Origin of the sequence: Pseudomonas sp. Marseille-P9899, from assembly GCF_903166565.1 — a bacterium.
Classification (GTDB): domain Bacteria; phylum Pseudomonadota; class Gammaproteobacteria; order Pseudomonadales; family Pseudomonadaceae; genus Aquipseudomonas; species Aquipseudomonas huaxiensis.
The window spans coordinates 1,109,241-1,134,054 of the sequence record NZ_CAESCG010000001.1 but is presented as its reverse complement, the minus strand read 5'-3'; the positions used below and the strand labels follow the sequence as shown (position 1 = coordinate 1,134,054).

Annotated in this window: 22 protein-coding genes; 15 read left to right on the top strand and 7 right to left on the bottom strand. The window is 66.0% G+C overall.

What is annotated here, in order from left to right:
* Window positions 1-41: 41 nt before the first annotated feature.
* The 6 genes from HWV67_RS05110 to HWV67_RS05085 are packed head-to-tail and all read right to left on the bottom strand — an operon-like array spanning window position 42 to window position 5,757.
* Entirely contained in the window at window positions 42-1,211 is a 1,170-nt protein-coding gene (locus HWV67_RS05110; protein WP_175650211.1) for an acyl-CoA dehydrogenase family protein, read from the bottom strand.
* Window positions 1,212-1,221: 10 nt separating this feature from the next.
* A complete protein-coding gene (locus tag HWV67_RS05105) occupies window positions 1,222-2,400 on the bottom strand; it encodes a lipid-transfer protein (RefSeq protein ID WP_175650210.1) in 1,179 nt (392 codons plus the stop codon).
* 17 nt (window positions 2,401-2,417) lie between these two features.
* A complete protein-coding gene (locus HWV67_RS05100; RefSeq protein ID WP_110973065.1) occupies window positions 2,418-2,837 on the bottom strand; it encodes a MaoC family dehydratase in 420 nt (139 codons plus the stop codon).
* Complete coding sequence (locus HWV67_RS05095) at window positions 2,809-3,936, bottom strand: acyl-CoA dehydrogenase family protein (RefSeq protein ID WP_175650209.1); 1,128 nt, start codon at window positions 3,934-3,936, stop codon at window positions 2,809-2,811. The genes HWV67_RS05100 and HWV67_RS05095 overlap by 29 nt, the downstream gene beginning before the upstream one ends.
* Before the next feature lie 6 nt (window positions 3,937-3,942).
* On the bottom strand, window positions 3,943-4,917 hold the full coding sequence (locus HWV67_RS05090; protein ID WP_175650208.1) for a bifunctional MaoC family dehydratase N-terminal/OB-fold nucleic acid binding domain-containing protein: 975 nt from the start codon (window positions 4,915-4,917) through the stop codon (window positions 3,943-3,945).
* Between the two features lie 54 nt (window positions 4,918-4,971).
* Complete coding sequence (locus tag HWV67_RS05085) at window positions 4,972-5,757, bottom strand: SDR family oxidoreductase (protein WP_175650207.1); 786 nt, start codon at window positions 5,755-5,757, stop codon at window positions 4,972-4,974.
* Between the two features lie 142 nt (window positions 5,758-5,899).
* Here HWV67_RS05085 and HWV67_RS05080 point away from each other — a divergent pair, with 142 nt between their 5' ends.
* Window positions 5,900-6,685, top strand: coding sequence for an enoyl-CoA hydratase (locus HWV67_RS05080; RefSeq protein ID WP_175650206.1), 786 nt, complete (start codon window positions 5,900-5,902; stop codon window positions 6,683-6,685).
* A gap of 73 nt (window positions 6,686-6,758) precedes the next feature.
* On the opposite strand, the gene HWV67_RS05075 is transcribed toward HWV67_RS05080, so the two are convergent.
* Window positions 6,759-8,450 carry a sulfatase-like hydrolase/transferase gene (locus HWV67_RS05075; protein WP_175650205.1) on the bottom strand — a complete coding sequence of 564 codons (1,692 nt, stop codon included), beginning with the start codon at window positions 8,448-8,450 and terminating at the stop codon, window positions 6,759-6,761.
* A 396-nt stretch (window positions 8,451-8,846) separates the two neighbouring features.
* Between HWV67_RS05075 and HWV67_RS05070 the strand changes: the two genes are divergently transcribed.
* The 14 genes from HWV67_RS05070 to HWV67_RS05005 are packed head-to-tail and all read left to right on the top strand — an operon-like array spanning window position 8,847 to window position 24,814.
* Window positions 8,847-10,199, top strand: coding sequence for a UDP-glucose dehydrogenase family protein (locus tag HWV67_RS05070; RefSeq protein WP_175650204.1), 1,353 nt, complete (start codon window positions 8,847-8,849; stop codon window positions 10,197-10,199).
* Window positions 10,196-11,266: an NAD-dependent epimerase gene (locus HWV67_RS05065; RefSeq protein WP_175650203.1), complete on the top strand. Its 1,071-nt coding sequence runs from the start codon at window positions 10,196-10,198 to the stop codon at window positions 11,264-11,266. Before HWV67_RS05070 ends, HWV67_RS05065 begins: the two co-directional genes overlap by 4 nt.
* Complete coding sequence (locus HWV67_RS05060; RefSeq protein ID WP_175650202.1) at window positions 11,263-12,009, top strand: sugar transferase; 747 nt, start codon at window positions 11,263-11,265, stop codon at window positions 12,007-12,009. The genes HWV67_RS05065 and HWV67_RS05060 overlap by 4 nt, the downstream gene beginning before the upstream one ends.
* Window position 12,010: 1 nt before the next feature.
* Window positions 12,011-12,658 (top strand): CpsD/CapB family tyrosine-protein kinase, encoded by a 648-nt coding sequence (locus HWV67_RS05055; protein WP_175650201.1) that lies wholly within the window; start codon window positions 12,011-12,013, stop codon window positions 12,656-12,658.
* 23 nt (window positions 12,659-12,681) lie between these two features.
* Window positions 12,682-13,707, top strand: coding sequence for a polysaccharide biosynthesis/export family protein (locus HWV67_RS05050; protein ID WP_175650200.1), 1,026 nt, complete (start codon window positions 12,682-12,684; stop codon window positions 13,705-13,707).
* A 30-nt stretch (window positions 13,708-13,737) separates the two neighbouring features.
* Complete coding sequence (locus HWV67_RS05045; protein WP_175650199.1) at window positions 13,738-15,303, top strand: GumC family protein; 1,566 nt, start codon at window positions 13,738-13,740, stop codon at window positions 15,301-15,303.
* Window positions 15,264-16,385 (top strand): glycosyltransferase family 4 protein, encoded by a 1,122-nt coding sequence (locus HWV67_RS05040; protein ID WP_175650198.1) that lies wholly within the window; start codon window positions 15,264-15,266, stop codon window positions 16,383-16,385. Before HWV67_RS05045 ends, HWV67_RS05040 begins: the two co-directional genes overlap by 40 nt.
* Window positions 16,382-17,752 (top strand): O-antigen ligase family protein, encoded by a 1,371-nt coding sequence (locus HWV67_RS05035; RefSeq protein WP_175650197.1) that lies wholly within the window; start codon window positions 16,382-16,384, stop codon window positions 17,750-17,752. The genes HWV67_RS05040 and HWV67_RS05035 overlap by 4 nt, the downstream gene beginning before the upstream one ends.
* Window positions 17,749-18,714: a glycosyltransferase family 2 protein gene (locus tag HWV67_RS05030; protein WP_175650196.1), complete on the top strand. Its 966-nt coding sequence runs from the start codon at window positions 17,749-17,751 to the stop codon at window positions 18,712-18,714. Before HWV67_RS05035 ends, HWV67_RS05030 begins: the two co-directional genes overlap by 4 nt.
* Complete coding sequence (locus HWV67_RS05025) at window positions 18,707-19,843, top strand: glycosyltransferase (RefSeq protein ID WP_175650195.1); 1,137 nt, start codon at window positions 18,707-18,709, stop codon at window positions 19,841-19,843. The genes HWV67_RS05030 and HWV67_RS05025 overlap by 8 nt, the downstream gene beginning before the upstream one ends.
* A gap of 10 nt (window positions 19,844-19,853) precedes the next feature.
* The gene (locus HWV67_RS05020; RefSeq protein ID WP_175650194.1) at window positions 19,854-20,849 is read left to right on the top strand and encodes a polysaccharide deacetylase family protein; all 996 of its coding nucleotides are present in this window, start codon (window positions 19,854-19,856) and stop codon (window positions 20,847-20,849) included.
* Window positions 20,849-22,156 (top strand): lipopolysaccharide biosynthesis protein, encoded by a 1,308-nt coding sequence (locus tag HWV67_RS05015; RefSeq protein ID WP_175650193.1) that lies wholly within the window; start codon window positions 20,849-20,851, stop codon window positions 22,154-22,156. The genes HWV67_RS05020 and HWV67_RS05015 overlap by 1 nt, the downstream gene beginning before the upstream one ends.
* Window positions 22,153-24,078: a hypothetical protein gene (locus HWV67_RS05010; protein WP_175650192.1), complete on the top strand. Its 1,926-nt coding sequence runs from the start codon at window positions 22,153-22,155 to the stop codon at window positions 24,076-24,078. The genes HWV67_RS05015 and HWV67_RS05010 overlap by 4 nt, the downstream gene beginning before the upstream one ends.
* A gap of 46 nt (window positions 24,079-24,124) precedes the next feature.
* Entirely contained in the window at window positions 24,125-24,814 is a 690-nt protein-coding gene (locus HWV67_RS05005; RefSeq protein WP_175650191.1) for an N-acetyltransferase, read from the top strand.

The following is a 24,814-nucleotide window of genomic DNA, read 5'->3' as shown; positions in this document are numbered from 1 at the left end:
CCAGGCTTGGCCCGGGGCTGGTTATTGTTGTTGTGGTTGGCTCAGCGCTGGGTGCGCGGCATGCCCAAGCCGAACTGGGCGATCAGTTCGCGCTGGATTTCATTGGTGCCGCCGCCGAAGGTCACGGTGACCGAGGCGCGCAGCTCGTATTCCAGCTCGCCGTGCAAGGCCGCCGCCGCCGAGCCCGAGCGCAGCGAGCCGTTGGCACCGATAACCGCCGACAGCCGGCGCAGAATCTCGATGGCCGACTCCGAGCCGAAGACCTTGGTGGTCGAACTCAGCGCCACGTCCATCCGCTCGTGTTCCAGGTTGGCGGCGATCCGCAGGTTGATCAGGCGCATGGCTTCCAACCGCGCATAACACTCGGCCAGCGAACTGCGCACCCAGGCTTTGTCCATCGCCCGGCGACCCTGCTCGTCACGCACCTTGGCCCACAGGTAGATGCGGCGGAACAGCCCGGCGACCTTGTCGGACCACGAGCCGAGCCCCAGCCGTTCATGGTTGAGCTGCGCGGTGATCAGCTTCCAGCCGCCGTTCAGTTCGCCCACCAGCATGTCCTTCGGCACCCGCACGTTGTCGTAATAGGTGGCCGTCGTCGGGTTGCTGGTGGTCGGGATCACCGTGCTGGCGAAGCCCGGCGCCGTGGTGTCGAGAATCAGGATCGACACGCCCTTGTGCCGCGCCAGGTTCGGGTCGGTGCGCGCCGCCAGCCAGATGAAGTCGGCGGATTCGGCGCCGGAGGTCCACAGCTTGTTGCCGTTGACCACGAAGCTGTCGCCGTCGAGCCGGGCACTGGTCTTGAGCACCGCCAGGTCGCTGCCGGCATCCGGTTCGGAATAGCCGATGGCGAACATGATTTCACCGGCGGCGATGCCGGGCAGGAAGCGCTCTTTCTGCATTGCGCTGCCATGCTCCATCAGCGCCGGGCCGACGGTGCTGATGGTCACGAACGGCAGCGGCGCACCGGCGATATTGGCTTCTTCGAAGAAGATCAGTTGCTCGGTGGCGGCATAGCCCTGGCCGCCGTGGGCCTTCGGCCAGCCCACCGCCAGCCAGCCGTCGCGGCCCATCTGGCGGATGGTCTGGCGGAACAGGTCGCCGCCCTCCTTGCCGCGCAATTGCTCGCGCAGCTCGGGGGTCATCAGGGCCTGGAAGTAGTCGCGCACCGTGCGGCGCAGCGCGTGTTGCTCGGGGGTGAGGTCGACGAACATGCTCTGCTCCTTAGGCCGCGCCGAGAATCAGGCCGCTGGTGGGGACGCCGGTGCCGGCGGTGACCAGCACGTTCTCGACGTTCGCCACCTGGTTCACCGCGGTGCCGCGCACCTGGCGCACAGCTTCGGCAACGCCGTTCATGCCGTGGATATAGGCTTCGCCCAGTTGCCCGCCGTGGGTGTTGATCGGCAGCTTGCCGCCACGGGCGTGGTGGCCGGCGCGGATGAATTCCTTGGCCTCGCCGCGCTCGGCAAAGCCGAATTCTTCCAGTTGCGGCAGCACGAACGGGGTGAAGTGGTCGTAGATCACTGCGGTCTGGATCGCGTCCGGGCCGAGGCCGGACTGGCGATACACCTCGCGGGCAACCACGCCCATCTCCGGCAGGCCGGTGATGTCGTCGCGGTAGAACGAGGTCATGATCTGCTGGCCGCTGCTGATGCCCTGGGAACCGGCCTTGATGGTCACCGGTTTCTGCCGTAGGTCACGGGCGCGTTCGGCCGAGGTGATGACCATCGCCACCGCGCCGTCGGACTCCTGGCAGCAGTCCAGCAGGTGCAGCGGCTCGCAGATCCAGCGCGAAGCCTGATGTTCTTCGAGGGTGATCGGCTTGTTGTAGAAGAACGCGTTGGGGTTGGTTGCAGCGAAATCGCGCACCGCCACCGCGACCCGGCCGAAGTCCTCGGAGGTGGCGCCATAGGTGTGCATGTAGCGCTGGGCGAACATGCCGACCCAGGCCGCCGGGGTATGGAAACCGTGGGGCATGTACCAGCCGTAGTTGACGTTCTCGAAGATCGGCGTCGAAGCGAAGCCGTAGCTGCCACTGCCGAAGCGGTACCAGGAACGTTCGTTCATCGCGCGGTAGACCACCACCACCTTGGCCACGCCCGTGGCCACGGCCATCGCCGCGTGGAGGATCGGCGCGCAGGCGGCGCCGCCGCCGTGGGGCACCTGGGAGAAGAACTTGACGTCCTTGCAGCCCAGCAGCCGGGCGATCTCGTATTCCGGCACCTTGTCCACCGAGTAGGAGCTGAAGCCCTCCACTTCCGATGGATCGATGCCGGCGTCTTGCAGCGCCGCGAGGGTGGCTTCCATGGCCAGGCGCAGTTCGGTGCGCCCGGAATTCTTGGAAAACTCGGTCGCGCCCAGTCCGACAATGGCGGCGCGCCCGGAAATCGACGATTGCGTCATGACAGTGTCTCCGGCTGTCAGGGCAGGACCAGCGCGACCGTACCGGTCACGTGGTTGCCCATGGAATTCTTGCCGCCAAGGGTCACTTCGACCGTGCGGGTTTCGGGATCGAGGCGAGTCACGCTGCCGCTGAAGGTCATGCAGTCGCCGGGGTAGTTGGGCACCCCGAGCTTGATCTTCAGCGACGCGAAGCGTGCCAGCGGGCCGGCCCAGGCCTCGATGAAACGCTGCACCAGGCCATTGGTGGTGAGGATGTTCATGAACACGTGGGGCGAGCCCAGTTCACGGGCGGCGTCCAGGTCGTGGTGGCCGGGAAAGTAGTCGCGGGTGGCGATCGCCCCGCCGGCAATCAGCGGCACGGTGATGGGCACCGCCAGCTCCGGCAGCAACTCGCCGGGACGCACGTCTTCAAAGCGCTTGGTGTTCTTCAAGGTCATATTTCCATCCCAGCTTGTCGTTATCGCTCAGCCAGTCGCCGAGACGTTCCAGGCATGCCGCCGATCCGCCGAGGGCAAGGCCCAGGGCGCGGCTCCAGTAGAGAAAACGGTGGATCGGGTAGGTCAGGTCGACGCCGATGCCGCCATGCACGTGCTGCGCAACATGGCCGATGCGGTGTCCGGCCTCGCAGGCCAGCCACGCCGTGGCCAGCGCTTCCGATGGCGCCGGCAGCCCGGCGTCAAGGCGGTAGCAGAGCTGCCAGAGGCTGCTGCGCAAGGCTTCGAGGGCGATGTGCGTATCGGCCATGCTCATCTGCACCGCCTGGAAGCTGCCGATGCGCCGTTCGAACTGTTGGCGCTCGCTGACGTATTCGACGGTGCGGCGGATCTGTTCCTGGCTGACGCCCAGTTGCAGTGCCGCCTGGGCGGCGATGGCGCGGGCTTCCAGCCAGTCCAGGGCATCCACCGGCAGCAGGTGGCTGACGCTGAGGCCTTCGACCTGCACATCGGCCACCGCTTCGCCGTGGGTCATCACTGCCGGGGTCAGGCGCACGCTGGGGGATTGCAGTTCCAGCAGCATCAGCCGGGGTTGGCCGTGCAACAGCACCGGCACCAGCGCGGCACCGGACTGCGCCGCCAGCGGCAAGGCGGCGATACGGCCGTTGACCTGCCAGACCGCGCCATTGGGTGTGGCTTCCAGTTCAATACCGCAGGCGGCGTTGATGCCGTCCAGCGACAGGCTCAGCAACGCCTCGCCACTGGCCGCTTGGGTAATCCAGGTCGGGTAAGCGTCGCTGGCAAAGGTCGCCAGGGTCGCCGCCGCCAATTGATGACGCCACAGCGGCACCTGGCCCAGGCCACGGCCCTGGGCCTGCAGCACCAGCATCAGTTCGGTCATGCCCAGGCCGCTGCCGCCGGCGGATTCGGGAATCGCCAGGGCATGCAGGCCGGTTTCCCGGCACAAGCCCCACAGCGCCGCCATCATCGGCTCTCCGCTGGTGTCCCACTGACGCATGGCGTCATCGTTGCAGTAATCGACGAACAGGCTGTCCGCCATCTGCTCGATGGCACGCTGGTCTTCGCTCAATTCGAAATCCATGGGCGCTTACTCCGGCTCGGCCACGGGACGGAACAGCGGCAGAGTCTGCTGTTCATCGAAGGTCTGGAATTCCACCTGCAAGCGTTGGCCGATCTTCAGCTCGTCGCGCTGCACACCGACCAGGCCGGCGACCAGGCGCACGCCCTCCTCCAGTTCGATCAGGCCGATGGGGTTGGGGTGATCGAACGGCGGGACTTCCGGGTAGTGCATGACCACGAAGGAATACAGGCTGCCGCGGCCGCTGGCCTGCAGCGTGTCCCAGTCGAAGCTGTGGCACTGGATACACACCGGCGCCGGCGGGTGACGCAAGGTCGAACAGGCGGTGCAGCGCTGGATCAGCAGCTTGCCTTCGGCGCAGCCTTCCCAGAAAAACCGCGTGTCGTCGCTCATCCCCGGCAGCGGACGCTTGGGCTTGACCAGTGCTTCGGCCGGCTTGGCCGCAGGCTGGGCGTTGGCCGGACGGAACTTGAATACGCGGAACAGCAACTCGCCCACCGGCTCGTCGCCTTCGGGCTTCTCGACGAAGTGGCTCATCACCAGGGTGACGAAGAAACCGGTGCCCAGGGCGGTGGTCTTTTCATCGCCCACGGCGTCCATGCGGGTGGTGTAGTACAGCCGCTCGCCCAGGTACACCGGGCGCTGGAAGGTCAGTTCCGAGTTCACCGCGACTACCGAGGCGTAACCGTGCTCTTCGAACAGCTTGAGCACTTCATAAGGGTTTTCGTCGGTGGAGCCCGGCGGATAGTTATTGGCGTGCAGGCCTTCCATGGTCCACACCTGGAGCATCGCCGGCGGCGCGACGATGCCGTCATGCGGGCCTTGCAGCACGGCGACTGGGTCGGTGTAGAGCGGGTTCTCCAGGCCCATGATCTCGCACCACTGGCGGATCATCGGCGCGTTGACTTCGTCCCAGGCATACACCCGACCGTATTGGCGCCCCACCAGGGCGCGCACGTTGGACAGCAATTGTGGATCAGCCACAGTCGTCTCCTGCAAAGTGAGGGCGGCCACCGGGTGGCGCCGCCGTGGGGTCGATCAGGTGGGCACGGCCTGCGCCGCACCAAGGAAAGCCGGTCGCTCGCCGCCGCCGTGCAGCAGCAGGTTGCAACCGCTGGCGTAGCTGGCCAGGGGCGATGCGATGTACAGGCAGGCGTTGGCGATATCCTCAGCCGCCGCCATGCGTCCGGCGGGAATGCCGGCGCCGACCGCGGCGATGCCGGCCTCGCTGCCGTAGTGCAGGTGGGCCTGGTCGGTCAGCACCAGACCCGGACTGACGGTGACCACCCGCACCTTGGGCGCCCACTCCACCGCCAGCGACGTGACCAGGGCCACCACGCCGGCCTTGGCCGCGCCATAGGCGGCAGTGCCCGGCGACGGTCGCTGGGCGGCGACGCTGCCGATAAAGACGATGCAGCCGCCGGTCTCCTGCGACTGCATCAGGCGGTTGGCCTGCTGGGCGACATTGAGGGGTGCGATCAGGTTGAGGCGGATGATGCTTTCGTGAAAACGCGGCGAGGCCGTGGCGGCATCTGCCGCCGGTGCGCCGCCGGCGTTGTTGACCAGCACATCGAGGCGGCCGAAGTCGCGCTGGATGCTGTCGAACAGCGCCTGCAGCGACTCGCCGTCGCGCACATCCACCGCAAAGAACACTGCCGTGCGCTCGCCGCTGGCCGGGAGCTGTTCAGGGGCGTTGCGGGCACAGACGATGACCTGCGCACCGGCCTCGAGGAAACCCTGCGCGATACCCGCGCCGATACCCTTGGTGCCGCCTGTGACCAGTACCACCTTGCCGCTGTAATCAAGACCGCGTTGCTGCCCCATTTCAGGCTCCTTGTTCTGCTGACAAGGTCCACTCTAGGGACAAAGGCGTGGCCAAACTTCGTCTGAACGGACGATGAATCGAGCCTGCCGCACGCCCGACACTGCCTGGCAATTCCCCAGGTTTTCACGCGTGAGAAGGCTTATGTCCGCAATTGATCGTCCCTGCGTCGTGCTCGAATTCCCGGCCCCCGGCGTAGCCCTGCTGCGCCTCGACCGGCCCCAGGCGAGCAACGCCTTGAGCCTGGAGTTGCAGGCATTGCTGTCGCAGCATTTCAGCGAACTGGGCGCCGATCCCGAGGTGCGCTGCATCCTGCTTACCGGGGGTGACAAGGTGTTCGCCGCGGGTGGCGACATCACCAGCATGGCCGGGGTTGGCCCGATCGAGATTCACCAGCGCCATACCGAGCGGGTCTGGGCGCCGATCCAGCACTGCCCCAAGCCGGTGATCGCTGCAGTGTGCGGTTATGCCTATGGTGGCGGTTGCGAACTGGCGATGCATGCCGACCTGATCGTCGCAGGGCGCGGCGCCAAGTTCTGCCAGCCGGAAATCCGCATCGGCATCATGCCCGGCATCGGCGGCACCCAGCGCCTGGTGCGGGCGGTGGGCAAGGCCAAGGCCATGCGCATGGCCCTGACCGGACAGCCGATCACCGCCGAGGAAGCCTGGGTGGCGGGGTTGGTCAGTGACCTGGTGGACGACGATCAGGTGCAGGCCCATGCGCTGGAACTGGCCAAGGTCATCGCGGCGATGCCGGCGCTGGCGGCGGAACAAATCAAGGAAGTGATCCTGGCGGGCATGGATGCACCGCTGGAGACCGGGCTGGCGCTGGAGCGCAAAGCCAATGCGCTGCTGTTTGCTTCGCAGGATCAGAAGGAAGGGATGGCGGCGTTTATCGAGAAGCGGCCGGCGCGGTTTTTGGGGCGGTAAGGGCATCGCGACGGTTCGGTGCCCCGACAAGCTCGCTCCTTCACCACGGTAGGAGCGAGCTTGCTCGCGATATCTACTCCCGACTCCCCACCACCTGCCCATCCTCCGGCACCACCACCTGCCCCAAATCAATGTGCTTGAACACCGGACTAGCCCCCAATCTGGCGTTGAAACGGGTGTTGAAGCTGAACGGGTCTTCGGTCAGGACGCTCAGCGGCTTGCCGTACACCGCTTGCAGCGCAGTGCTGTCGTAGCCGAGCAACTGTAGCAGGGTCGGGAACAGGTTGTAGTGGCTGGAGCGGTTTTTGTTGTCCGCCAGGTGCGCCTGCCAATCCAGGGTCTTGAGCCCTGCGCCCTGGATCACCACCAGCGGCACCAGCCCTTCTTCCGCCACCGGGTCGCTGTCGCAATGGGTATTCAAGCCGGGATTGCCGCGTTCGTGCAGGTCCTGGCCATGGTCGGAGGTGTAGATCACCACCGCTTGGCTGAAGTCGGCCTTGGCGAACAGGCGGTTGAAGAATTCCCCGACATTCCACAGCAAGGTGTTGCGATAGGCATTGCGGTACAGCACCCAGTCCTCCGGCCGCCCGGCAAAACCGTCACGCTGGCCAGTGTCGGTGACGTCGGTGAACTGCCCGCGCGGCAAGGCCGGGCGGTAGCTCATGAAGGCGTCCGGGTATTTGTCGTGCACCGGAAAATGCGCGCCCACCTTGTTGACCACGATCAGTTGCGGCTTGCCGTCGGCCAGCAGTTCGGTGAGGGTCGCCGCCACCGCCATGTCGCGCTCCAGCACCGGGGTGTCATCGAACTGGATGAAACGGTCGATATCGCGTTTTTCCGTGTCGGTCATCAGGTTCTGCAAGTGCCCGCCGTTGCGCTGGGCATCGACGTACACCGTGGCCAACCCGGCCTGGTGGGCGTACTGCCAGATCGATGGCTGGGTCGAGTTGATCCGCAGGTAGTCCGCGCGGGTGCCGCCGTAGCGCAGGGTGACGTTGGTGTCGGCGCTGCAGTTGGCGACGGACGCCGCATAGCCGTAGTTGAAGATGCTCACGCCCGGTTGCGCCTGGGTCAGCGGTGTTTTCACCCCCAGCGGCGTGTCGGTGTCGAGGTAGTTGCCGGCAATGCTCTCGTCGATGATCAGCACGATGTCGCGGGCCATGGCCGGGCCGCTGCGCGGCAGGCTCACCGGCTCGCGGGCGCCGACATGGTCGTGCAGCGTCTCGTAGGTCATCAGGTTCAGGTAGGCCAGCGGCGTGTACATCACCGGCAGGCCACGGGCGCCTTCACCGGAACGCACGAACAGGATGCCGGTGAGCAGCAGCAACCCCAGCAATGGCGCGGCCCACGGCAAGGTCCGTGGCAAACGTGGCCAGGCACCGGGGCGCAGGCCGATGCCGAGCAACAGCAACAGCCCGCGCAGCAGCGCCTGCATGATCGAGGCGTGGTACTGGGCCACGGCCTCCTGGACAAAGCCACCGGAATACACCATCGACAGGAAGGCGCTGTAGGTCAGGTAGCTGTTGGTGATGCGCGTGTAGGCATCGAAGAACACCGCGCTGGCGAAGAACAGCAGCGCCAGCCCCCAGCGCAACCAGCCCTGGCGAATCTGCGCGGCGGCCAACAGGGTCAGCGCCAGCAGCACGAACATCCCGCCGTACAGCACCAGCGCCAGACCGCCCAGCGCCTGGAGACGTTCGAGAATGGCGGCGTGAAAGCAGGCCAGATAGGCCAGCAACAGCAGGCTTTTGATCGATGCGCGCATGGCAAGGCTCCGTCCGCGATGGCGGGGTTTCTCGAACGGTAGCCAGCTTGCGAATTTCTTTCCATCTATCGCTTGTCATTTTTATGGCGAGTTTTTGACGCCTGTTTCTACCCGCTATCACTAAAGGAATGTATCCATTTAGCTATTGCACAAAAACCACAGAAGCCTTCAACGGCGGGGCTTTCGACCGTTCATCGCGAAAATTTACGGCGATTGGCCAGCGTCCATTTCGCTAAATCACGGATTGGAAAAGAGTTGATGGCAAAACGACCTCGCGAACAGTCGTTGTAAGTTAAACGAAACATGCCATTGGTTTGACACTTTTTCCCCAGCCTGCGCTATACCGAAAAACACACCGCTGTTTCATCCCCATTACGCCATGCGAGGCACCCCGGAATGGACGTAAGCGTGTTCGGTACAGGTTATGTAGGGCTCGTGCAGGCCGCGGCGCTGGCAGATGTCGGACACCGGGTGCTGTGTGTGGATGTCGATGCGCACAAGATCAGCCAACTTCGCCAGGGCGTGCCGCCGATCCATGAGCCGGGCCTGTCCGTCATGCTCGAAGACAACATCCGCGACGGCCGCCTGCTGTTCAGCACCCAGTCCAGCGATGCGGTAGCGCACGCCGAACTGGTGTTCATCGCGGTCGGCACGCCACCGGACGAAGACGGCTCCGCCGATCTCTCCCATGTGCTCGGGGTCACCCGGCAGATCGCCGAGCTGATGGAGGCCGATCGCACCCTGATCATCAAGTCCACGGTGCCCGTGGGCACTGCCGACAAGGTCGCACAACTGGCCCGGGAAGAGCTCGACCGACTGGGCAAACTGACCCTGAAAGTGCGCGTGGTCTCCAACCCCGAATTTCTCAAGGAAGGCAGCGCCCTCGCCGACTGCATGCGCCCCGACCGGATCATCGTCGGCACCTGCGATGCCCAGGCCCAGGACCAGCTCACCGAGCTGTACGCGCCCTTCTGCCGCAACCATGAAAAGCTGATGTTCATGGACAACCGCAGCGCCGAGCTGACCAAGTACGCGGCCAACGCCATGCTCGCCACCCGCATCAGCTTCATGAACGAGCTGGCCAACCTCACCGAACGCCTGGGCGCCGATATCGAAGCGGTACGCAAGGGCATCGGCTCCGACCCGCGCATCGGCTACCACTTCATCTACCCCGGCTGCGGCTTTGGCGGTTCGTGTTTCCCCAAGGACCTGCGCGCCCTGCTGCACACCGCCGAGCACAACGGCATGCCGCTGCGCCTGCTGCAGAGCGTCAGCGAAGTGAACGACGCCCAGCGGCAGATTCTCTTCAGCAAACTCCAGCAGCATTTTCCTGGCAGCCTCAAGGGCAAGTCGGTGGCGCTCTGGGGTCTGGCCTTCAAGCCCAACACCGACGACATGCGCGAAGCGCCGAGCCGCTACCTGATGGAAGCGCTGTGGGCCGAAGGCGCCACCGTGCATGCCTTCGACCCGGAAGCCATGGCCGAATGCCGGCGCCTCTACGGCTACCGCAACGACCTGAAACTCTGCGCCACCCGCGACGACACCCTGGAAGACGCCGATGCCCTGGTGATCTGCACCGAGTGGAAGAACTTTCGCGTGGTCGACTTCACCCTGCTGGCGAAGAAGCTGCGCCAGCGCCTGATCATTGACGGGCGCAACCTGTACAACCCCGATCAGGTCGCCACCTACGGCCTGGACTACTGCGGTATCGGCTTGCGCCATGTCGATCCGGAAGTCCCTGCACCATGAAAGTCCTGGTCACCGGCGCGGCCGGTTTCATCGGCGCCCATTGTGTCCTGCGGCTGTTGCGTGACGGCTATCAGGTACTGGGCCTGGACAATTTCAACAGCTACTACGACCCGACGCTCAAGCATCAACGGGTCGGCTGGGTGCGCCAGCAGGCCGGGCACTTTCCGTTGCAGCGCATCGAGCTGGCGGACGCCAACGCGCTGGATGAGCTGTTCGCCCGTGAACGCCCCGACGTGGTCCTGCACCTGGCCGCCCAGGCCGGGGTGCGCTACTCGCTGGAGAATCCCCGGGCCTACCTCGACAGCAACCTCGCCGGTTTTCTAAATATCCTCGAAAGCTGCCGGCGCCATCCGGTGCAACACCTGCTGTACGCCTCGTCCAGCTCGGTGTATGGCGCCAACCAGCACACGCCTTATTCGGTACGCGATGCGGTGGACCACCCTCTGTCGCTGTACGCCGCGACCAAAAAAGCCAACGAAGCCATGGCCCACTGCTACAGCCACCTGTACGGCATTCCGGCCACCGGCCTGCGCTTCTTCACGGTCTACGGCCCCTGGGGTCGCCCGGACATGTCGCCGGTGCAGTTCGCCAGCGCCATCGTCGAAGGCCGCCCGCTGCGCCTGTTCAACCATGGCCAGCACCAGCGCGACTTCACCTACATCGACGACATCGTCGAAAGCCTGGTGCGGCTGATTCCCCTGGCGCCGCAAGCCAACCCGGACTGGAACGCGATGACCCCGGACCCGGCCAGCAGCCACGCGCCCTGGCGCCTGTACAACATCGGCGGGCAACGCCCGGTGGCGCTGCTGGACTACGTCGCCCTGCTGGAAAAACACCTCGGCCGCCGCGCCGCCATCGAGTTGCTGCCGCTGCAGCCGGGCGATGTGCTGGACACCTGCGCCGAAGCCGGCGACCTGGCCGACGCCACCGGCTTCACCCCTGTCGTCTCTCTCGATGAAGGGCTCGGGCGCTTCGCCGCCTGGTTCCTCGATCACTACCTGCCGCTGCACGGGACGCCAGCGCAGATCCACCGGGCATCGCCCGACGAGCAACGGAGGTCGGTATGACCGGACAACCGAAAAGCGCCCAGATCCAGGCGCTGAGCCAAGACAAACGAATGGACCCCAAACACCGCATGCGCATCGACTCGGCGGTCCACAAACAGGGCCGCGGCTGGTTCACCGGCCGCCTCGGCGGTCGCCCCTGGACCCTGTCGCGCACCAACCGCTGGATAGCCGCCTTCGGCGCCCTGCTGCTGATCGTGCTGCTGTCGCCGCTGCTACTGGTGCTGGCGCTGATCGTCAAGGCGAGCGGCCCGGGGCCGGTGCTCTTCGTGCAGAAGCGCACCGGCTACCGGGGGCGCACGTTCGGCATGTTCAAGTTCCGCACCATGGTCGCCAACGCGGAGGCGCTGAAAGAGTCGCTGCGCCACCTCAACAAGCACGGCGCCCAGTCCATCGATTTCAAGATCGACGATGACCCGCGGGTAACCCCGATCGGTCGCTGGCTACGGCGCAGCAGCCTGGACGAGCTACCCAACCTGTTCAACGTAGTGCGCGGCGACATGCGCCTGGTCGGCCCCCGGCCCACCTCGTTCAACGCCTACCGCTACAAGGACAACCACCTCGCGCGCCTGAGCATCTACCCCGGCATGACCGGCCTCTGGCAGATCTCCGGGCGCAGCGACATCGACTTCGACCAGCGGGTCGAACTGGACCTGAGCTACATCGCCGAACAGAGCCTGAGCCTGGACCTGAAAATCCTGCTCAAGACCCCCTTCAAAGTCTTCAGTGGCCACGGAGCACGTTGAGATGGACGGTTCAACTTCAAGAAGCATGAGCATCGCTGTGCCCAGCGAAACCAACCTGACCTCCACCGTGCTCGACCAGGAACAGCGCACCCTGTTGCTGACTGCCGCCAACAGCGGCAGCGGCACCAGCACCAGCGCCCTGGCGTTCGCCAGCCAACTGGCGCTGATGAGCGGTGGAACGGTGCTGCTGATCGACGGCAGCAACGGCCCCAACACCCTCAGCCAGCAACTGGGCCTGAACAAGCTGCGTGGTTTTCATGACCTGCTGTTCGATGACCAGACCCCGCCCCTGGCCCAGGACTGCATCGTGCGCCTGTCCGACCAGCGCTTCGACGTGCTGCCCGGCGGCCTGCACGAGCGCGGTGGCGAACGCCTCGACCCGGAAATGCTGCGCATGCTGCTGCTCAAGCTGTCGGCCGAGTACCGCTTCGTGGTGATCGACGGCGAGGCCGTGTACGCCGGTGCCGACAGCCTGGTGATGGGCCCGCTGGTGGACGGCGTGATCCTGGTGATCAACGCCGACGACACCCGCCGTGAAGTCGCCCAGGCCGCCAGCCAGCGCCTGCTCCAGGCCGGCGCGCGGCTGGTCGGCAGCGTGTTCAACCGGCGCCGCTACTACATGCCCAAGTGGCTCTACAACAACCTTTAAGCCGATCGTGCGAGGGAACACTTATGAAAACGCCCTTGATCGCCCTGTTCGCGCTATTGCCACTGGCGGCCTGCACCACTCAGCAGGACGCCCGGACGATGCCGGTACAGATTCTCACCGCCGCGCCGGCCAATGCCCAGGCCTCCGAGCTTTCCAGTCAGGAACAGGTATTGCGCCCGCAGGACGTGCTGGATGTGATCTTCCACATCAGCACCAGCGGCTCCGACGCCTACCGTATCCAGTCCGGTGACACCATCGGCCTGAGCTTCCTTTCCGCCAGTTCGCTCAACGGCAACCAGTTGGTGCTGCCCGACGGGCGCATCGAACTGCCGGCCGCCAACACCTCGGTGAACGTCGCCGGGATGACCCCCGAACAGGCCCGCGCCGCAATCCAGCAGGCCTACCGCAACAAGAGCCTGTTCCAGCCCAACCGCGACCAGCTCACGGTGCAGGTGCTGAGCCCGCTGACCAACGAGCAGAACCTGAAAAGCGCGCTGAACCACCCGGCCACCGGCATGAGCCGGGAGATCACCGTGGGCAGCGACGGCCACGCCAACTTCCCGGAAGTCGGCTCGGTCGCCCTGCAGGGCATGACCGTGACCCAGCTGGAGACGTACCTGAACAAGCGCTACGCCGACCTGCCGGGACGCATGAGCGTGGATGTGATGCTCAAGTCCACCGCGGTCAACGAGATCTACGTGCTGGGTGAAGTCGGCCAGCCCGGCGCCTACCCGATCCGCCGTCCGGTCTCGGTGCTCGAAGCCCTGACCCTGGCCCGCGGCCCGAGCATCAAGGCGCGGCTGGACTCGGTGATCATCATGCGGCGCAACGGCAACCAGGTGCAGGCCATGCCCTACAACATCGACCAGGCGCTGGACGCCAGCGCCGCTCAGGTGGCCTACCTGCAACCGGACGACATGCTCTATGTGCCCAAGACCAAGCTGGCCAGCGCCGGCGAACTGGCCCGGCAACTGGCAGACGTCGTGCTGTTCCAGGGCGTGGGCTTCAGCTTCGGCTACCGCGTCGACAACAAAGGCAGCAGCAACTGACCTCGGGGGTATCGCGTGATGAATCAGCTCATGAATCCCAAAGAGAACTACCTGCACGAATTCTTCCGGATCTTCTTTGCCAATCGACAATGGGTGAAGCGGATATTCCTCGCCTTCGCGGTGATCGCCCTGGTCCTGCCCTTGATGCTGCGCCAGAGCTACGACATTGGTGCCGAAGTCATCGTGCAGTCGAAAAAACTGTCGCAGAGCGACACCAATACCGCCCTCGCCCAGGAAACCGACAAGTTCATCCCGCCATCCCTGGCGGACATGGAAACCGAGAGCAATATCCTTCGCTCGCCGACGCTGATCCGCCAGACCATCAGCCAGTTGCGTGAAGAAGGCCGCTATCAGGTCGAGCCCGGCGTGATGGACAAGCTGCTGTTCCACCCGTTGCGCGAGCATGTGCTCGATCCGCTGCGCTCGGCGCTGGGCAACAAGGTCGAATCGGCCCGCGATACCCAACTCGACGCCCTCACCGAACAGGCCACCAAGAACCTCAAGGTCGAGACCCTGCCCGGCTCCAACGTGATCTCGGTGACCTACAGCTTCGGCGACGCGGCCCAAGGCACGGCGTTTGTCAGCCAGTTGCTGGACAACTACCTGAAAAACCGCCAGGACCTGCAATCCAACGAGCTGCCGCAGTCCTTCTATGAACAGAAGAAACTGCAGTACCAGGCCCGCCTCGATGACCTGGAAAGCAAGCGCCTCGCCCTGCTGGAAACCGCAGGTTCGTCCGATCCCAAGGAGGAAATCACCTTCCGCCTGAATGCGATCAATACCGAGGAACAGGCGCTCAACCAGTACCGTGACCGCCTGCTGCAAAGCCAGCGCTGGCTGGACTACCTGAAGTCGGCCCTGACTGCGGCCAACAGCGCGAAGATGAACGACTACAGCTTCCCGTTCACCTTCACCACCACCGTCGACAACGTTGCCTTCGAAGACCGCGAAATCAAGCAACTGGGCGAGCAACTGACCACCCAGGTGTCGCGCTACGGCAACGACCTGGCGGTGTTCCAGCCCAACAGCGAACCGATGCAGTTGCAGCGCGAGCAGATTTCCCGCAGCCGCCAGCAGTTCCTCAAGGTGGTGGACAACCGCATTCAGGAGCGGGAAAAAGACCTGACTGTGGTGCAGGAAGTGATCGGCCAGAAAACCCAGCGCATCGGCGAATTCAAGGGGCGCATCCACCAGTTGCAAGAGACCATGAGCAAGGCGCGCCAGCTCGACACCGAGATCGACGCCCTGCACAAGGCCTTCTTCACCTACACCCAGCGCTATGAAGAAAGCCGCGGCCAGGGCCAACTGGACAATATGTCCAACGCGCGGATTCTCAGCGCGCCCTACCAGCCGACCGAAGCCGCGTTCCCACGGCCGATGCTGATCATTCCGTTCGGCCTGCTCACCGGCCTGCTGCTGGCGATTGCCCTGGTCTATGTCCGCGAGTTCTTCGACCATCGCTTCAAACACCCGGCGCAAATCGGCCACGAACTGGGCCTGCCAGTGCTGCTGGTGATCAACGACCAGACCCCGGAACACACCAATCCGTACAAACAATGGACGCTGCCACGGCTGTGGCACTGGGTGCGCAATTGAACGCCCCGGCCCCGCGCCAGCCGATCATCCACCTGCTCAACAGCGGTGGATTCTACGGCGCCGAGCGCATGCTGCTGGATCATTGCCTGGCCACCCCCGGTCAGCATCGGGTGCTGTTTCTCGATGCGCCGCAAGAACTGCTGGCGCGGTTTCGCGCCGCCGGGGTGGACTGTCAGTGCCGCGCGGGGCTGGTGCAACCGCTGCTGTACCTGCGCGAGCAGCACGGCCAGCGGCCACTGCTCAATGCGCACAATTTCAAGGGCCTGCTGCTCGGCTGGCTGGCGGCGTACCTGTGGCGCCTGCCGTTGGTGGCAACCCAACACGGTTTCACTCCGCGCAACCTCAAGCAGCGCTTCTACACCTGGCTGACCCTGCAACTGTGCCGCACCGCCGTGGTGAGCCAGGTGGTGTGCGTGGCCGAGAGCATCGCGCGGATTCTGCGCGGTGCGGGAGTCGCGGCGCAGAAGATCCGGGTGATTCCCAACGGCCTGCCGGAAACCTCCGGCCAGGCGCCTCGCGTTACCCATGCGGGCGAGTGGCTGGCCGGTTATGTCGGACGCCTGAGCAGTGAAAAAGGCCCGGACCTGTTTCTCGACACGCTGATTCCACTGTGCCGGCGCTACCCGCAGTTGCACGCGGTGATGCTCGGCGACGGCCCGGAACGCGTCGCCCTGCAGGCCCGCATCAACGCCGCCGGGCTGGTGGAGCGGATTCGCCTGCCGGGCTTTCAGCACGACATGCGGCCGTGGATGAGCCGCCTTGATGCCCTGGTGATCAGCTCGCGCACCGAAGGCACGCCGATGATCCTGCTTGAAGCCATGCAGGACGGCGTGCCGGTGGTGGCCTTCGGCGTCGGCGGCATTCCCGATGTCATCGAACACGGCCGCAGCGGTCTGCTGGCCGCGCCGCTGGCGGTGGACGAACTGGCCGCGCAACTGAGCGCCCTGATCGACGACCCGGCCCAGGCCAGTGAACTCACCGCCCAGGCCTGCCACATCCAACGCGAACGCTACCACCTGCCTACCCTGGCGCAACGCTGGGCCCAGGTTTACCTGGGCGCCGCAACGGAGGTCCGCGCATGATCCTGCCCCTTTCGCTGGTCGGCCTCTTCGGTCTGCTGGCCGTGATCCTGCTGGTCAGTCCCTGGCCGTACCTGGCGCCCGGCGCAGTCGCCGCGCTGGGCGGCCTGCTCTTGCTGTACCGGCGCCCGGCCTGGGGTTTGCTGGCGATCATCGCCTTTGTGCCGTTCGAAGGCCTGTTCAAGGACAGCGACCTGTCCGCCGCCAAGTTGATCGGCGCCGGCCTGCTGCTGGTGCTGGGCCTGCAACTGGCCAGCGGCCAACTCAAGGGCGAACGCCTGCGCAGCAATCTGTGGCCGCTGCTGATCGCCTTCATGGCCTGTTACGGCCTGAGTTTCTGGGCCAGCGAAAGCATGCTGATGTCGGCCCAGCACCTGCGCGAACTGTCCATCGGCCTGCTGCTGTTCGTCATGACCCTGCTGATTGGCCGCGAGCTGAACCTGGCCTGGCTGGCCCGGCTGGTCTGCCTCAGCGTCGCCGCCACCTGCGTGATGGCGATGTTCTCCAGCAAATATCAGGACCAGGGCCGCGCCTCCGGCCTGCTCGACGACCCCAACGTGTTCGCCCTGCTGATCGCCTTCGCCGTGCCCCTGGCGATCTGGCTGCTGCTGAACAGCCGGAGCCTGGGCCAACGGCTGCTGTGGCTGGTGTGCACCGGCCTGTTGCTGGCCGGGATGACCAAGACCGAATCGCGCTCCGGGCTGGTGGTACTCCTGATCAGCCTCGGCATCGGCCTCTATCACTACCGGGTGCAACTGACCCGCCTGCGGCCGCGCCATCTCGGCGTGCTGATGCTGGGCCTGGCCCTGCTGCTGCCGGTTGCGGCGGCGGTGATGCCGGCCAGTTACATCGAGCGCATCGCGTCGCTGAGCGTGCTCAAGTCCGGGGTCAATGCCCATGAGGACGACTCACTTGGGCGCCGTGCCTCGTACATCGTGGTCGGCAGCAAGATGATCCGCGAAAACCCGCTGCTCGGCTCCGGCCCCGGCACCTTCCCCTTGCACTACGCCACCACCGGCTACGCCAAGGCGTTCTCCGCCAACCGCAAGGTCACAGACCTCTATCGGCGGGCGCACAACACCTACCTGGAACTGTTCAGCGAGATCGGTATTCCCGGCGGCGTGCTGTTCGTCGGCCTGATCGCCCTGGCCCTGCGCAATCTGTGGATCGCGCGCGCCGCCTGGCTGCAGCAGCATGAAGTGGCCCGCGCCGACCTGCTCACCCACCTGTGCATGAGCATGCTGTCGCTGGGTCTGTTCCTGATGTTCCTCAGCGCACCGAACCACAAATACCTGTGGATCATGCTGGCGTTGTCCTGGGTGCTGCGCAGCCAGGCCGAGGCTGCGGGCCGGCCGGAGCCGCAAGCATGAACCGGGTCGGCATCGTCATTCCGATGTTCAACGAAGCCCGGCACATCGGCCGGACCTTGGCTGCGGCCCAACGCGCCGCCCGCGAAGCCGGTGTCGACTGCGAACTGATCGTGGTCGACAACGGCTCCCACGACGACAGCCCGCGAATCGCTCGCGCCCTCGGCGCACGGGTGCTGAACCTGCCGGGCCTGAGCATCGGCGCCCTGCGCAACCGTGGCGCGGCCGCGTGCGAGTGCGACTGGCTGGCGTTTCTCGACGCCGATATCGAAGTCCCGGAGAACTGGCTCCGGCGCCTGCTCGACCTCCACGCCCAGGGCCTGGGCGATGTCTTCGCCCTCGACTGCGACACCCCGCACCAGGCGCCGTGGTTCGCCATCGCCTGGCAGCGCCGCACACTGCGTGCCGGCCCGCTGCTGCACCGCCAGCAATGGCTGCCCAGCCCCAACCTGCTGATGCCACGGCACTGGTTCGACAGCGTCGGCGGCTTCAACGAAAGCCTGCGCAGCGGCGAAGACAAAGACTTCACCCTGCGCCTGAGCGACGCCGGCGCGCGCCTGCTGGTGCTGCGCGAACCGGTGGTCATGCACTGGGGTTACGAGTGCACCTGGAAAGAATGGCTGGGCAAGGAAATGTGGCGCCAGAGCAGCCACCTGCAACTGCTGCGCAGCAACGGCGCGAGCCTGCGCCTGCTGCGTTTTCCGGCGCTGTCCATGGGCGCCTGGGTGCTCGACGCCATGGCCCTGTCGGCGCTGCTCGACGGTTTCCCGCACCTGGCGCTGCTGATGGTGCTGGTCGCCAGCCTGCCGGCTTTGGCGTTGAGTCTGCGGCAGAGCCTGAAGCACCGCGAACCGACCTTGACGCTGCAACTCTGGGGGCTGCATTTCATCCGGCTGCACCTGGCCGGCATGGCGTTCGTCCTGAGCCTGTTCAACTTCACTGCAAGGAGGCCAGCCCGTGGCTGAATTCATCTTCTGGCTGTGCCTGCTGCTGCCGCTCTATGCGTGGCTCGGCTACCCGCTGCTGTTGAGCCTCGCCGCGCCCTTCTGCGCGCGCCGTGAGCCGGGCCCGCAAGTGCCGCTGACGGTCAGCGTGGTGATCGCCGCGCACAACGAACAACGGCATATCGAACAGAAGCTGCGCAGCGTGCTGAACCAGGACTACGCCGCCGCATCCTTGCAGATCGTCCTCGCCAGCGACGGTTCCAACGACCGCACCGTGGCCTGCGCCCGGGCAGTCAACGACCCGCGCATCCAGGTGCTCGACCTGCCACGCCTGGGCAAGGCCGCAGCGCTGAACCGCGCGGTCAGCCTGTGCCAGGGCGACGTGCTGGTGTTCACCGACGCCGACAACCAATGGGCCGACGACACCCTGCGCCAGTTGCTGGTGCCGCTGGCCACCCCGGGCGTCGGCGGCTGCGCCGGGCAGATGATCATCCCCCGGCCGGGCAAGGGCCTGAGCCTGGGCGACAGCCTGTACCGCCACTTCGAAGGCTGGGTACGCCGGGTCGAGAACCGCACCGGTTGCATGGTCTCCGCCGACGGCGCGCTGCTGGCGCTGCGCCGCGAGCTGTTCCAGCCGATTCCGCCACAGGTCAACGACGATTTCTTTATCAGCACCTGCGCCCCGGCGGCGGGCCAGCACCTGGTCTATGTGCCCGAGGCGGTGGTGCTGGATTACGGCGTGGACGAAGCCGGCAAGCAGTTTCGCCGGCGCCAGCGGGTCACCGTCGGCGGCCTGCAGAGCCTGGCCGCACGGCGGCAACTGCTCAACCCGCTGCGCCACGGCCTGTACGCCATCGCCCTGATCAGCCACAAGCTGCTGCGCCGGCTGGCCCCGGTGCTGTTGCTGCCGCTGCTGCTGAGCAACCTCTGGTTGCTGGATGACGGCGCGTTCTATCGCTGGACCTGCAGCATGCAACTGCTCGGCTACGCCGTGGCGCTGGTCGGCCTGCTCGACGCCGGGCACCGCTTGCCGAAACCGTTTCGCCTGGCCGCGTACGTGTTGGTGACGCTGGCCGGCATGAGTGTCGGCCTGTGGCAGTTCCTGCGCGGGCACAGTTATCAGCAATGGAACCCCGACCAGAACCGCTGAGGGATCGACCATGCCGATCAAGACCACCATCAAGCGTGCCAGCGGCTGGATCTACCTGAACTCGCCGGTAGGTCGCCGGCAGCTGCACGGCGCCGGGCTGATCCTGATGCTGCACCGGGTGCTGGCCGACGATCGCGCCGCCGAACTGCCGCACCGCAACGAATTGTGCGTCGGCCCGCTGGCGTTCGAACGGCCGCTGCGCCGGCTGCGCCAGCACTTCGACTGCCTGCCGCTGCTGGACCTGCTGCAAGGCCACGGCAGCAACCGCCCACGGGTGGCGTTGACCTTCGATGACGGCTGGCGCGACAACGCCCTGCACGCCTTTCCGCTGCTGGCGAAGTACCAGGTGCCGGCGAGCATCTTTCTTTCCACCGACTACATCGGCAGCCGCCAGCGCTTCTGGTGGGAAAGCCTCGGCGAGACGCTCTGGGGCAGCCACGGCGAGGCGCCGCGGCACCTGCTGATCGAACAACTGCGCCGGGTCGGCCGGCCGCTGCCGGTCGCCTATTTCATGAACGAAGCGCCACGCGCCCGCAGCCTGGCGCTGGCGCGTTACCTGCAAAGCCTGAAGACCCTGGCGCCGCAGGCCCTGCACCTGCTCACCGATGCCTGCCCACCGGAATCCCTGCCCCAGGCCCTCGACTGGCAGCAAGTGCGGCAACTGGAAGACTCCGGGCTGATCCGCTTCGGCCCCCATGGCGCCAGCCACGCGCTGTTGCCCGGCCTGGACGACCATCGCCTGGAAGAAGAACTGCTGCGCAGCCACCGCGCCCTGCTCAATGGCTGCCGCAACCCGCTGCCGGTGTACTGCTACCCCAATGGCGACCACGATTTGCGCGTGCGCCAGCGTCTGGCAGCGCACCGTTATCCGTGGGCCCTGAGCACCCGCGCCGGGCTCTGCCAGGACAGCGACGACCCGCTGGCCCTGCCGCGCATCGGCGTCAGCCAGCGCAATGCCAGCCGGCCGTCGCTGCTGGCCTGGCGCATCAGCCGCGGAGGCCACTGATGAGCCGCCCCTCCTATCTGCGCCACTTGCTGCTGAGCATGGGCACGCGGCTGGCGATGATCGCCCTGCGCCTGCTGCGCAATGTGCTGCTGGCGCGGCTGCTCGGCCCCAGCGAGCGCGGGCTGTTCGCCCTGCTCAGCAGCCTGCCGGACCTGATTGCCGCCGCCACCAGCGGCGGACTCAACAGCGCCATCGGTTATCAGGCGGCGCAGCAGCGCAATGTCGGCCTGCTGCTGACCCAGGTGCTGGTCTACGGCTGCCTGCTGGCCGCCCTGCTCACCCTGATCTGCCTTGCCGCGCTGCGCGGCTTCGGCATCGAACTGGAAGTCAGCCAGCAACTTGGCCTGCTGGCCTGGCTGCTGTTGCTGGCGGTGCCCCTGAGCGTGCTCAAGAGCGGCCTGCTCACCTTGCACAACGCCACCGGTGGTGTCGGCGCCTTCAATGCCCTGCGCCTGAGCGAATCACTGGCGCCACTGCTGCTGTTTCTCGTCTTCTATGCCCTGTGGCCCGAAGCGGCGCTGTCGGCGGCGCTGGCCAGTTGGCTGTTGGGGCTGGGCCTGGTGGTGCTGTTGGGGTTGATCTGGCTGCGACGCGGTCATCCGTTGCGCCTGTGCTGGGACCGCGCCGGCCAGCGCGAACTGCTCGCCTACAGCGCCAAGAGCCATCCGGACCTGCTGTTCCAGCAAGTGATCCTGCGCTCGGACTACCTCTTCATCAGCGCCCTGCTCGGCAGTGCCGCCCTCGGTCACTACGCCATGGCCAGCGCCGCCGCCGAACTGCTGCTGATCGTCCCGGAAGCAGTGACCACGCCACTGATGAAGCGCCTGCTGCAACAGGACGCCGGCATGGACAAACTGACCCCGCTGGCCCTGCGCCTGACCGCCACGGTAATGCTTGGCGCCTGCCTGAGCATGGCGCTGGTGGGCGAATGGCTGATCATCACGTTGTTCGGCGCCGAATACCAACCCGCTTACCCGGCGCTGCTCGGCCTGCTGCCGGGGCTGTTCGGCCTGTGCTACGCGAGCATCCTGCGCCTCGACCTGCTGGGCAAGAACCGCCCCGGCAGCGTGTCGCTGATGATGGGCGCCGGGGCCGCGCTCAATCTGCTGCTCAACGTGCTGATGATCCCGCCTCTGGGGATCTTCGGCGCGGCGCTGGCGTCGTCGATCGCCTACCTCGCGGTGACCCTGGCGATGCTGGTGCTGTACTGCCGGCTCAGCGGCGTGGCCTGGTGGCGCACGCTGTTTATCCTGCCCGGCGACCTGCTGCCGCTGTGGCGCATGTTGCCGGGTCGGGTGGCCGGATGAACGCCGTGCGCCTGCTTATCGGCCTGATGTTGTTCAGCGGTGCGGCCGGCGCCGCCGAACTGCGCTGGCCAGATATTCGCGACGGCAGCCTGTACCTGACCCCGGGCCGCGCCGATCAGTTGCGCCTCGACTGGGTCGGCGCCTGGCAGACCGATGCCAATCCTGAGCAGGTGTTTCTTCTCGACGGCCAGGGCCGCCTGGCCGCGCGCCGCGATATCGCCGCCACCGAGGCCCGCGGTCAACAGCAATGGCCATTGCCGGTCGGCCACGGCAGCTATCGGCTGGAGATTCCCGGCTACAGCTTCCGCCGCTACCGTCCCGCCTTCAGCGATAGCACCCGCGCCCAGTTCGCCCCGGCGCGGGTGCATGTGAGCCTGCAGGTCGAGGCCGGGACGCAATTGTATTTCCGCGTCGCCGCTGGCGAGCAGGCGATTCTCGCCGGCAAGTACCACGGCGGCGTCAGCGGCTTGCGCGCGGTGCGCCTGGATGACGGCCAGGCGCTGAGCCTGAACCTGGTGGCGCAACCGGCGTACTGGCAATACGAAGAAGGCACCCTGCCGGTCAGTCCGAAACCGCAAATCTGGCGCCTGGAACTGCAAGGCCGTGGCAAGGCGGCGTTCTGGCTGGACGGCACGGCCAACCTGTTCGCCCGCCGCGTCGCCGACCTTGGCCCGCTGGATGAACAAGCCGGCACGGTGAACCTGCACCTCGGCCAGCAACGCTTGGGCCCGACGGCGAAACTCGGGCTGAACCTGCCCTACCTGCTGCCCCCCGTGGCCAGCCACCCGATTCTCGATGCCCTGAAACCACGGGCGGCGGGCTTCTACAGTTTTGTCGACGTGCTGGCCCGGCAGCCGGACTACGAAAACGCCTTTCGCCGCCTCTATCGCGAACGCTTCGCCATCGAGGACGACATCACCCTGCTGGCCGCCACCGGCCGCCGCGCCGACCTGAGCGACGACGTCACCAGCCGCCAGGGCCTGCAAGCCTGGCTGGCGGCCAGTGTCACGCTGGATGGCGCGGGCCGGCACTACATCGCCTTCGCCGACGAACCGAACCTGAATTACACCCGCTATGAAGACTTCCGCGCCTTCTTCGCGCAGCGTCTGCAACAGGTCGAGGACTACGCCGGCGCCCGCGAAGCCGGGGTGCGCATCGCCATGCCGGCCAGTTCGCGACTGGTCAACGGCCCGCTCGCCGAGCACAGCGCCGAGCGCCGTGGGCTGGACTGGGCGCAGCGTCTGCTGAAGGAATTCGGCCCGCGTATCGACGCATTGGCCTGGCACGAATGGATGGTCCGCGACCTGCTGGCGACCCGGGTCTACCGCGACAACGTGCGCCAGGCCGCTGCGCTGGTCGGCCTCAATGAGCGCGGCCGACCACGCAAGGCGTTGCTGCTGGACCAGACCAACCTGTCGCCCGGCTCAAACCTGAGCCTGTATGAGCAGAACGGCCATTACGCCGCATTGTGGTGGGCCTCGGTGGCGATCAACGCCAGCGCCGATGGTCTGCTGGACATGCTCAACTGGTTCCAGGCCGCCGACGAACCCGATTATCCCAAGGGCATGCTGCAAGTGCTCGACCCGCAGCACTTCGTGCTCAAGCCGGTGGGCCTGGCCCAGCAGTTCATCCAGCAGCACTGGCTGGACGAGGTGCTGCAACTGGACAACGACGCCTTCGAGGTCGATGCCCTGGCCATGGCCCGCGGCCCCGCCCGCAGCCTGCTCGGCGTGAACAAGGGCGAGCGCACCCAGCGGGTGCGTTTCGCCAGCGTGGCAGCGCGCTGCCCGGCCAATCCACTGTTGACCCTTTTCGGGCCCGATCACCAGCCACGCACGGCCAATCTGGTCTGTCGCGATGGCCGGCTCGGGTTCGATCTGCCAGGGCAGACGCTGTTTGCCCTGAGCTGGAGCGCGTCGTGAACCGCGCGCGCTGATCCACCCGCCTTGCCCGCCTCTGGAGGCAATCATGCGTGTACTGAACCAGCTTCAAACGCACATCAGGCACAAAGGACTGCGCTCGACCCTGCAAACGGCATTGCACCGCTACATGTTCTACCACTGGGAACTGCTCTGGATGGAGCGCGACCTGGTCAGCCCGGTACCGCCCCACAATCTCAAGCCCAGCAGCCCGACCCAGGCCGAACAGATCACCGTGCAAAACATCCATGCCTTCGCGCGCTACTTCGGCGATCGCCTGGAAACCATGCGCGAGCTGCTCGCCGAAGGTCATACCGGGATCATCCACCGCGACCCCGAAGGCCATGCGGTGGCCTTTATCTGGGGCTGCCCGCGGGACTACCACGACCATCACTACTACGGCTGCTGGTTCCCGGTGAACAGCGGTGAGTTCTTCGAGTTCGGCGGCGAGCTGACCCGCGCGTACTGGGGCACCACGCTGTCGGTAGACCTGCAACTGAACCTGTGGAAGGCCATGAGCAAACAGGGCTGCGACAAGGTGGTGGATGTCTGCGAAAGCCACAATATCCCGGCGCTGAAGCTGCACCTGCGCATGGGCTACGCCGAGCAGGGCCGGGTCACCCACGTCTATTGCCTGTTCGGGCGCTGGAAGTTCTTTCGCCAGAGCCGCTACGAAGGCTCGCGCCTGGCCGCGCTGCGCAAGCCCGCAACCGTGGCGCCTTCTGTAGGGGTGGCCTGA